Below are 10,845 nucleotides of genomic sequence, written 5' to 3'. Positions count from 1 at the left end.
GCCGTCCGAGAGTTTAGGATGAAAGTGGTAACCATTTTCTTTTAAATCTAATCATATAATTTGCTTTGCAAATTTATATAAAAAAGTACGTTTAGCATTACTATGAACGAAGTGATTAGTAATAACCATAACTGTTAACTATTCACTATTAACTTTTAACTGTAAAAGTCCCACTTGTTGTGGAGCTAATACTGTAAGGGTTTGATTGCTTAGATGTGTTGCTAAAACTGGTGATGGGGACCGACTTTGAGTACTATTGGAGAGAAACTAAAATCAACAAAAGTATATATCCAAAAGAATAGGAAAGTAGCCAATTACGCGTCTGTCCCTCTTGTAATGGAGGTAAAACTTTGAACGATTGCATACTTAGATTTTGTTAGTAAAACTAGATTCAAAAATACGTTTAGCATTACTAGTAGTAAAGCGAATAGTAATAACCATAAGTTAAATAAAAAATGTGATAGCTCCCTAAAAATATAACTATGAGGTAGTGAAAACATATAATAATTTAGATATAATATAAGTATAAGAATATTATAAATATAAAAAATTAACTAATGAAAGTAGTGAAATGATGAATAAACATATAGATGAAGAAAAGCATAACAAGGAGCTTTTAATAGAACGACAACAAGGAAATGAAAAGAAAGATAAAGTAAAATTAGATATTGTATTAAAATACTTATTTTCAACATCAGAAAAAGTATTAATTAAATTATTAAATGGAGTATTTAATGAAAACTTTAATGTTGATGAAGTGAAAATTTCTGTAAGTAATAATGAGTTTGTGGATAGTGACCTAAACATAATTAGAGGTGATGTGTTTTTTAACATGTTAAACCAAGATGACAGTAAAGTGAACTACCATATAGAATTTCAAACTAAGAATGATAATACAATGGTTATTAGGATGTTTGAATATGGATTTAACAAAGGAAAAGAAGATTTAAATACAAATAATCAGAATAAAAATACTCAAGATCACATAAAAACAATATACTTTCCAAGACAAAGGGTAATATTCTTTGAAGAAAATAGAGAAATAGAAGACATACTAAAATTAAGAATAATTTTCTCTGATAATCAAAAAAATAATATATACAGTGCCAGTAATAAAATATTGGGAGTACACTGATGAAGAACTTATAGAGAAAAAGATGTACCCATTACTACCACTACAATTATTTAATCTAAGAAAAGAGTTAGACAAAGCGCAAAGAAAAAATGATATAAATAGAATAAAAGAATTATCACTACAGGCAAGAGGAATAGCATCAAAAATAGCTAAAGAATCACAAGAATTGTTGCAAGAAAATGAGATATTACATCAAGATTTTCATAAAATGTTACTTGCAATACAAAACCTAATTGAATATTTAAATAGAAATTACTTTAAAGATGAAAGAATAGAAGAAGAGGTGATTACAATGACAAAAACATTATATGATCCAGAAGTTGAAAAAAAGGGGATAGAAAAAGGAATAGAAAAGGGTATGGAAAAAGCAATAGGGTTAATGTTGAAAAAAGGTATGGATGCTGAAACCATAGCTGAAACATTAGAAGTAAGTTTAGATGAAGTTAATAAAGTAAAAGATAGAAAACAATAATAAAAAAGCCAATCTCTAATAAGAGGTTGGCTTTTTTAATTGACATTTGACAATGATAGAGGAAACTGGAGTTTAGTTAGTTAAGAGTTAAAAGTTAATAGTTCAGGTTGAAACTGGGCTGCCAGTTTCTTTGAACTATAGGAATTAAATTCTAAGTTTATGATATTAAATTAAACAAAGTTGTATTCAAAGTTTACAGCCGTAACAAATGGGACAGGCACGAAAGGTGTATACCCATAAAATAGAGAGCATCTGTTTAAATTTAGTTATCATAAATAAAAAAAGTTAGCCAGTCCCTTAAATAGTTAAGAGTTAATAATTAATAGTTAAGAGTTCAGGATGAAACTGGATCACCAGTTTCTTTCAATTTAATAGAGTAAATTCTAGGTTGGGGGTATAAAACAAACAAAAGCTAGATTCAAAATGTGTAACCATAACAAGAAGGACAGGCGTACCAAAGTATATTTTCCATAAGTTATTTTTACAGTGAAATCGAAAAGTTATCAATAAAACCTAAAGCAATCAAAGCCGGTCCTTAAGATAGTTAAAAGTTAATGTTTAGTTAAGATTACGGTTATTTGCTATTAAGATTTAGAAAATATAATTAAATCAACAAGAAGAAAGGTGGAGTTAATTATGAAAAAAGTATCAAAGGTTACAATGGAAGTTTTAAAAGTATTATTTATAGGGGTATTGGTAGACGGAAGAAAGTTATTACATTAATATAAGGAAATATTACAAAGATGAAATTTAATTTTAATCCAAATAAATTTTTAGTTTAAAGCAAAGAGAATATAATTAAATCAACAAGAGGAAAGGTGGAGAGATGAATGAAAAAAGTAATAAAAATAACAATGGAAATAGTAAGAGTAATGTTTATAGGGGTGTTAGTAGATGCTAAAAGCTTAGCAAAATAAAAAATCAATTAAATAATAAAAAAAGAAAGGTGGAGTTAATTATGAAAAAGGCATCAAAGGTTACAATGGAAGTTTTAAAAGTATTATTTATAGGGGTATTGGTAAATGAAAGAAAGTTATTACATTAATATAAGAAAACATTACAAAGATGAAATCTAATTTTAATCCAAATAAATTTTTAGTTTAAAGCAAAGAGAATATAATTAAATCAACAAGAGGAAAGGTGGAGAGATGAATGAAAAAAGTAACAAAAATAACAATGGAAATAGTAAGAGTAATGTTTATAGGGGTATTAGTAGATGCTAAAAGTTTAGCAAAATAAAAAAATTAAATAAATAATAAAAAAGAAGAAAGGCGGAATGAATTATGAAAAAAATATCAAAAGTTACAATGGAAATTTTAAAAGTACTATTTATAGGGGTATTGGTTGATGGAAGAAAGTTAGCATAATAATTAAAATAACATATTAAAATAAATATAATTAGATTAACAAAAGAAAGGTGGAAAATTAATGAAAAAATTTTTAGATTTATCAATAGAGATTTTAAAAATATTATTTATAGGCATATTAGTTGATGGAAGAAAATTAATACAATAATAATAAAGAAAGTTGGATATAAGAAATATGATAATTGAGAATTACTTTATAACGTAAGGCTATTTAATCTAGAAAAGTTAGATTAAATAGTCTTTTTTTATGGAATTAATATTACTATTATTACAGTAAATTACAAAGAACTTTATTGTATTAAAGTCTTAAATTACAAAATAGTTACAGTTTTTAAAAAACTATGTACTATTTTACATATTAGCAGTACAATGATGTTGAAATTAATTTTAAGTGTACATTTAAAGAAGAATTTATTAAATTTATGTTTCATTTTGGAGTTTTTTAAATAAAAAACTCTAACATATTACAAAAAACATATAAAAGTAAAAAATAATTTAAAAACATAAAATAAATATATACTATTTTATACATTAATGTTAAAACAAAAATAGTTAATTTTGGAGGTATTATACCATGAATTTTAAAAAGGGTTTATTAATTTTAATGTGTACTTTAACATTGGTGGGATGTAGTTCTTCAAAGGAAGAAAATAAAAAAGAAGAAACTAAACCTAAAACTGAAAGTACTGAGAAAAAAGACGATAATAAAATAAAAGAAGAAACTAAAAAGGAAGATGAAAAAAAGAATACAGATAGTGAAGATAAAGAAAACGTTTCACAAAAAGAAAATGGTGCAGTAGAAAATAAACAACAACAAACAATAACAGAAGAAAAAACATCAAATGAAAATGTATCAAAGCCTAAAGATGAAACAATAACAGAAGAAAGTGCAAAAGACCTTATAAAGGTTGCAGATTCAAAAGATGTTCTAAAGAACATAGAAGATGGAGGAATTTTAAATAAAGTAGAATATTCACCTGATATGGGATGGTGTGATGTTTCAAAACATTGGGATATTCCACAAGAGGAATTTATATATTTTACATTAAAGAATGACTCCCATGTAATAAGAAATTATGTTGTAGGAATGAGTTCAAAGAATGTATATAGAATATCAAGTCAAGGCGGTGTACCAGCATATGTTATGGAAAATGGGGAAAGAGTAAAAGAATATAAGTGGAAAGAATAGTTTTTTATTATACATTGTGTATTATTTTATCTTAGTAAAAGTGTACTTAAATTTATAGAAAAGAAGGTAGTTAATAAAAAAATTATAAAATGTGAGCATGAATATTTTTATTATATTAAAGAATTAATTTATTTATATTAATCAAAAGATTATTTTGGATTTATTTCAGGAGGAATTATACTATGAATTTTAAAAAGATTATATCAATTTTACTTTGTGCTTTAACATTACTTGGATGTGCATATCCAACAAAAAATGCTAAAAATAAAGAAGCTAATACTATAACTATAAGTACGGAAAAGAGAAATGATACTAAGGTTAATGAAAAATTAAAGGTGGAAAATAACACTAACAATATAGAAAAAACTAATATTAGTGGCTGTAATGACATCGAAGAAAATCAAGAAGAAATTCAAAAAGAAAACCAAATAGATGAAAATATAGTAGAACAACCACAATATGAAGAAGAAATAGTAAAAGAATCAGATGAAAATAAAGAGGAAAATAGAGAATCTCAAGTAGATGAAAAAATTGAAGAAAAAGAAGAACCTCAAAATCAAGTTATAACAGCAGATGAGGCAAGAGAGCTTTTAATAGCAAATGTAAATCTTGTTAAGAAGTTTTTAGAAGAAGGACATACTGTTGGAATAATAGAAGATAGCAATAATAACAATTGGAAAGAGATAGTAAAACATTGGGGAATACCAGAGGAAGATTTCATCTGTTTTGCTGCACCACAAGATTTAGAATGGTCAATGGTATATGCAGTAGGTTTAAGTTCAGGAAATGTATATGAACTACCAAATCAAGGCTATGTTCCAGCATATCTTATGCAAAATAATAATAGAGTTCAAGAATATAACTGGATAGAATAATTATTAAAACAACATCTTAAATATTTAAGGTGTTGTTTTGATTTTAAAAGTCAACATGGAACCCCAGAGTAGTGGTAGATAAATCAGTTGAAATGTGTTATGAATAAAAAACTTTTATTTATAATTTAAGGCTTAATTTTGAACTTTTGTAAAGTGTTATATTGTTATAGTGTAAAATTTTAGTATGAATTTACGATATAATAATTAGGTTATTGTGAATTTAAAATACTTATTATATAAAGGGGCAATATTTATGATATTAAAAAGTAAAAGGTTATTAAGTCTTTGCATTGCAGGTATGTTATCTTTAACTACTATTCCTGTTTTAGCTGTAGATAATGAGGGTGAAGTTATAAGATTGGCAGGAGAGAATAGAATAGAAACTTCAATTAAAGTAGCAGAAGAATTTTATAAAAATAATTCTTTAAATATAAATAAAGCTATTCTAGCACCAGCTCCTGATAAGAATTTAGTTGATTCTTTAACAGTGGCACCATTGGCTTATGAATTAAAGGCACCTATTCTTTTAAATGATTTAAAAGATAAAGTAAATAGTGAAGTTTTAAAAGAGTTAAAAAGTAGAAATGTAAAAAAAGTATATATACCAACAGGAGAGTCTAATATTTCTCGTAAAGTTGAATTAGAACTTTTATTAAATGGCATATTAACTGTAAGGTTAGGGGGAGGAGATAGATACGAAACAGCATTAAATATATTAGAAGAATATAAAAGTTTAAATGGTGATTGTAAAAATGTTTGTTTGGTATCAGGAAGTGCTATACCAGATGCACTTTCTATAGCACCAATAGCATCTAAAAATTCTATGCCAATAATTTTAGCAGAGGATAGATATAATATTTCATCACAATTAAAAAGTGTAACTTATGATGCAGAAAAGGTTTATGCTATTGGTGGAGAAACTTTATTGTCAGAAAGTTTAATAAAGAGCTTAAAAGCAGAAAGAATATTTGGAAAAGATAGATATGAAACCAATGGTGAAGTTATTAAAAAGTTTTATTCTAGTGATTTAGAAAGTATTTATATAGCCAATGGAAATAATAATCATTTAGTGGATTCGTTAACGGCATCAGTATTGGCTGGAGATACTAATGGACCAATAGTTTTAACTAACAATGAGATTACTGAAAAAACATTAAATGTTTTACAAGAAAAAGTCACAGATAAAACTAAAATAATTGCTTTAGGTGGAGAAAAGTTTGTATCAGATGAATTAATTAAGAGCATAAAATCAAAAAAAACTCCTAATACAGATAGTGAAGATGTTAAATGGGCAAAAGAAAATTTAACATTAGGTAATTTGTCAAATGTAACGGATAATTTGAATTTACCTATAAAAGGTGAAAAAGATGTAAGTATAAAGTGGTCAAGTAGTAATAATGTAGTTATAAGCAGTGAAGGAAAAGTAAGAAGACCAATATTAAAAGATACTACTGTAAAACTAACAGCGACTTTAAGTAAGGGTGAAATTTCTGATATAAAAGAATTTTATGCTACTGTGAAGAAAAAAAGTATTACTGGAGATGAAACAGTAGTTGTAAATTCACAGGAGGAATATAAAGCCGCCTTGAAAACAGCACTAGAAAAGTTTGATAATAATTTAGTTTTAAAGATAAGTAATTATGATGATAATGATTATAACCTGAAAAAAATTAATGAGGTTCTTATTGAGAATCCAGATATAAACTATGGATATACAGGTGCAGAAGCAAGTATTTCAGGTGGTACCAATAGTTCAGAAAGAATTTTAAATATAAATTTTAAGTATTCTTTAGATAAAGAAACTATGGATATGGAAAAAGCAGCAGTAAAAGTTAAAGTTAATGAAATTATAAAAAATATTATAATTGATGATATGAGTAGTGCAGAAAAGGAATTAGCCATACATGATTATATAGTAGAAAATGCTGAATATGATGTTGAGAATTATGAACAGGGAATATATGTTCCAGAAGACCATAATTCATATGGAGTTTTAATTGATGGAATAGGGGTTTGTGAAAGTTATGCAAAGGCAATGTATGAACTATTAACAGCTGTGGGTATAGAGTGTAAGTATGTTACAGGAAATTTAGAAGGCAATGTTGGACATGCTTGGAACATGGTTAAATTAGATGATGGACAGTGGTATAATGTTGATGCTACTTGGGACGACCCTACTTACACAAATTCTAGTGATAGAATGTTAAAGGTTTCCCATAGATACTTTAATTTGAATGATGCAAAATTTAATGAAGATCATATAAGAGGCGAATATGAGCAAAGTTTCCCAGCTGCTAATGGAACAAAATATTCTGCTGAAAACATGAATGTTTTAGAAACAGATATTAATGGAAATGAATTTGTAAGAGTTTATAGTAAGGAAGAATTAGATGAAGTAATAAAAAATTCTCTTTTAAATAAAGATGATGTATTAAATTTAAATATTTCACAACTTGGAATGACAGTGAATGAAGTATCACAACAAGTTTTTGAAGTAGTTAAGAAGTATAATGTAGATTTAAAAGGTTATACTTTACGCGTTTTAGAAGAGGAATATGTTTCATATAAATATCAGTGGTAAAAAATACTAAGATGTTGTCTAGATGTTAGACAATTATGGATTAAACTGGAGTTTAGATAGTTAAGAGTTAATAGTTAACATTTAAAAGTTAAGGAGGAAACTGGACTTTAGTCCAGTTTCTTTGAATTTAGGGGAGTAGATTCTAAGTTGAGGGTATAAAACAAACAAAAGTTATATTCAAAGTTCACAACCGTAACAAATGGGACAGGCACGAAAGGTGTATACCCATAAAATAGAGAGCAGCTCTTATAATTTAATTACTGTAAATAAAAAAAGTTAGCCAGTCCCTTAAATAGTTAGGAGTTAAGAGTTCAGGATGAAACTGGATCACCAGTTTCTTTGAATTAGAGGGAGTAAATTTTGAGTTTGAGGGATAAAATTAGCCAAAGCTAAATTCAAGGTATACAGCCGTAACAAGAAGGACAGGCGTATCAAAGTATGTTTTCCATAAGTGATTGTCACAGTTAAATCAAAAGGCCATCAATAAGATTTAAGTTAATCAAAGCCGGTCCTAAAATAGCAGCTTTGCTGCGTAGAGGTTCGGGACTGGCTTTGATTTATTAGTGGAAAAATAAAAAAAATAGGAGAGCATCAGATATTAGCGAAGAAAATATAGCTTACCGTGCCTGTCCCATTTGTTATGGAGCCAATGCTTAGAGGCATTGCTTGTTTAAATCTTTAGATAAAACTAAATTAAAAAATACGTTGAGAATTACTAGGAACGAAGCGAATAGTAATAACCACAACTGTTAACTATTCACTCTTATCTCTTAACTGAAAAAGTCCCTCTTGTAATGGAGGTAGAACTTTAGAGGCTTACTTACTTACTTAGATTTTGTTATCAGAACTAGGGTTAAAAATGCGTTTAGTATTATTAGGAACAAAGAGAGTAGTAATAACTAAAAATAAGTTATTAGTTATAAATTTTAAGAGATTTTCAAAAAAATAATAGAAAAATATTAGGTTATAACAAAATTTTAGTGAAAAATTTGTAAGGTTTTGTATTTTTTAGATATATAAGTTGAAAAATATGCTGTAGAATTGTATAATTATTTTGAATTGAAAAACAAATATAGTGAAATATTCCCACTTTTAATTTGTTCAAGAAATTATATATTTTCTTGATTTTAAATTGAACTTGAGCATATGCTCACTTTTTTGCTGCTCAAAATTAAAATTTAATTTCAGAGATATATAGCAAAATAATTTTAATTTTATTTTTTATATATTTAATGCATTAATAAATATTATTTTGCTATAAATTTCAAGGAAGAAAAAATCAAATAGGTTTTAGGTAATTAAGAAATGAGAGGTGGAATCAAAGTATTTGTTTTTGTAATATATGTAGCTTTAGATGAATTTTAAATGAAATAGGTTTAGTCGCAATAAATGAAATAACTATACAAAATTAGTAATACTCTTAATTCTCAATTGCTTAGGCAAGAGGAGGGTGTGTTATGTTTAAAAAATTTACAAATGGTTGTGTTAAGTTAGTTCAAAAATACTTACCAGACCCATTTATCTTTGCAGCAGTACTTACAGTTTTAGTTTTTGTTCTAGGTATGATTTTAACAGGTCAAACACCGGTTCAAATGGTTGGACACTGGGGAAATGGAATGTGGACATTATTAGCCTTTTCTATGCAAATGGCATTAGTTCTAGTTTTAGGACATGCTCTTGCAAATGCTCCAGCTTTTAACAAATTACTAAAAAAAATGGCGAAGGTGCCTAAAAATCAATTTCAAGCAATTATAATAGTTACTTTTATTTCATTAGTAGCATGTTGGATTAACTGGGGATTTGGACTTGTTATAGGAGCTATATTTGCAAAAGAGGTTGCAAGTCAAGTTAAGAAGGTTGACTATCGTTTATTGATAGCATCAGCATATTCTGGATTTTTAGTTTGGCATGCAGGACTTTCTGGTTCTATTCCATTAACTGTAGCAAGTGGTGGAGAAGATGTTAAGCAATTAACTAGAGGGGTTATAGATAAAGCTATACCAACAAGTGAGACTATATTTAACCCTGTTATGTTAATAACTTTAATAGTACTTATGATAACATTACCACTTGTTAATAGAGCTATGCATCCAAGTGAAAAGGATACTGTTATTATAGATCCATCTTTGTTAGAGGACTCTAAAGAAGAAGTTGCAAGTTCTGTAGCGGTTACGCCAGCAGATAAAATTGAGACAAGCCCTGTAATATCAATACTTCTTTGTGTTTTAGGATTTTCTTATATAATTTATTATTTTATAACTAAAGGATTTAATCTAAACTTAGATATTGTAAATACTATATTCTTATTTACTGGTATATTGCTTCATAAAACACCAAGAAATTATGTTGCAGCAATAGGGGATGCTGCTAAAGGTTCAGCAGGAATTATACTTCAGTTCCCATTCTATGCAGGAATAACAGGAATGATGATAGGCGCTAATGCTGATGGAGCATCATTGGCAGGAGTTATATCAACAGGATTTGTATCTATATCTACTAAGACTACATTTCCAATATTCTCATTCTTAAGTGCTGGTATAGTTAACTTCTTTGTTCCTTCTGGTGGAGGACAATGGGCAGTACAAGCTCCTATAATGTTACCAGCAGGTCAGGCTTTAGGAGTTCCAGCAGCAATAACATCTATGTCTATTGCTTGGGGAGATGCTTGGACAAATATGATTCAACCATTCTGGGCATTACCTGCACTAGGAATAGCTGGTCTTGGAGCGAAAGATATAATGGGATATTGTTTGGTTGACCTTATATATTCAGGAATAATAATAATACTAGGATTTTTATTGTGCGGATTTATATTTTAGGGGAGTAAAAGAAAGAAACTGGATTTCCAGTTTCTTTTTTTGTGGTTAAATAAGTTATTAAAGTGATAAATTTATAGAAAAATCTATATACACTAAAGTTTTAGTGAAAAGAATACGTTTATACTAATAAGGAGTATATTTAAAAATTATTAAACTAATTAGTGACAGAAATTTATATAGCAGATTATAAAACTAAGCATAGGGCTTAGTTTAAATTATTTTAACAGAATAATTTATCTAATAAGTTGAAAAAATGTAAAAATATACTATAATTAGAATGGGTTTCTTATATGGGTATAAAAACTTATATTTAAATTTATTCATCAAATTTTGTTATAAGTTTATAAAAAGTACCACTAGAATTATTAACAAAACATCAACTTGAACAAGCCACATCCATTAGTATT

General features: G+C 27.3%; 6 protein-coding genes. All 6 read left to right on the top strand.

Going from position 1 to position 10,845, the window contains the following annotated elements:
• Positions 1–571: 571 nt before the first annotated feature.
• The 6 genes from CSGHG_RS24135 to CSGHG_RS06760 all read left to right on the top strand — a co-directional run bounded on the left by CSGHG_RS24135 (position 572) and on the right by CSGHG_RS06760 (position 10,438).
• Positions 572–1,135: an Rpn family recombination-promoting nuclease/putative transposase gene (locus CSGHG_RS24135; RefSeq protein WP_235700110.1), complete on the top strand. Its 564-nt coding sequence runs from the start codon at positions 572–574 to the stop codon at positions 1,133–1,135.
• Entirely contained in the window at positions 1,104–1,607 is a 504-nt protein-coding gene (locus tag CSGHG_RS24130) for an RpnC/YadD family protein (protein ID WP_235700109.1), read from the top strand. Before CSGHG_RS24135 ends, CSGHG_RS24130 begins: the two co-directional genes overlap by 32 nt.
• 1,941 nt (positions 1,608–3,548) lie before the next feature.
• Positions 3,549–4,163 carry a hypothetical protein gene (locus tag CSGHG_RS06780; RefSeq protein ID WP_010293659.1) on the top strand — a complete coding sequence of 205 codons (615 nt, stop codon included), beginning with the start codon at positions 3,549–3,551 and terminating at the stop codon, positions 4,161–4,163.
• A gap of 182 nt (positions 4,164–4,345) precedes the next feature.
• A complete protein-coding gene (locus CSGHG_RS06775; RefSeq protein ID WP_010293658.1) occupies positions 4,346–5,038 on the top strand; it encodes a hypothetical protein in 693 nt (230 codons plus the stop codon).
• 253 nt (positions 5,039–5,291) lie between these two features.
• The gene (locus CSGHG_RS21805; RefSeq protein ID WP_010293657.1) at positions 5,292–7,619 is read left to right on the top strand and encodes a cell wall-binding repeat-containing protein; all 2,328 of its coding nucleotides are present in this window, start codon (positions 5,292–5,294) and stop codon (positions 7,617–7,619) included.
• 1,457 nt (positions 7,620–9,076) lie between these two features.
• Entirely contained in the window at positions 9,077–10,438 is a 1,362-nt protein-coding gene (locus CSGHG_RS06760) for a TIGR00366 family protein (RefSeq protein ID WP_010293656.1), read from the top strand.
• Positions 10,439–10,845 lie beyond the last annotated feature (407 nt).

This window comes from Clostridium senegalense JC122 (assembly GCF_000285575.1).
In the GTDB taxonomy this organism is placed as follows: Bacteria; Bacillota; Clostridia; order Clostridiales; family Clostridiaceae; genus Clostridium_J; species Clostridium_J senegalense.
This window is presented reverse-complemented; position numbering and strand designations above follow the sequence as displayed.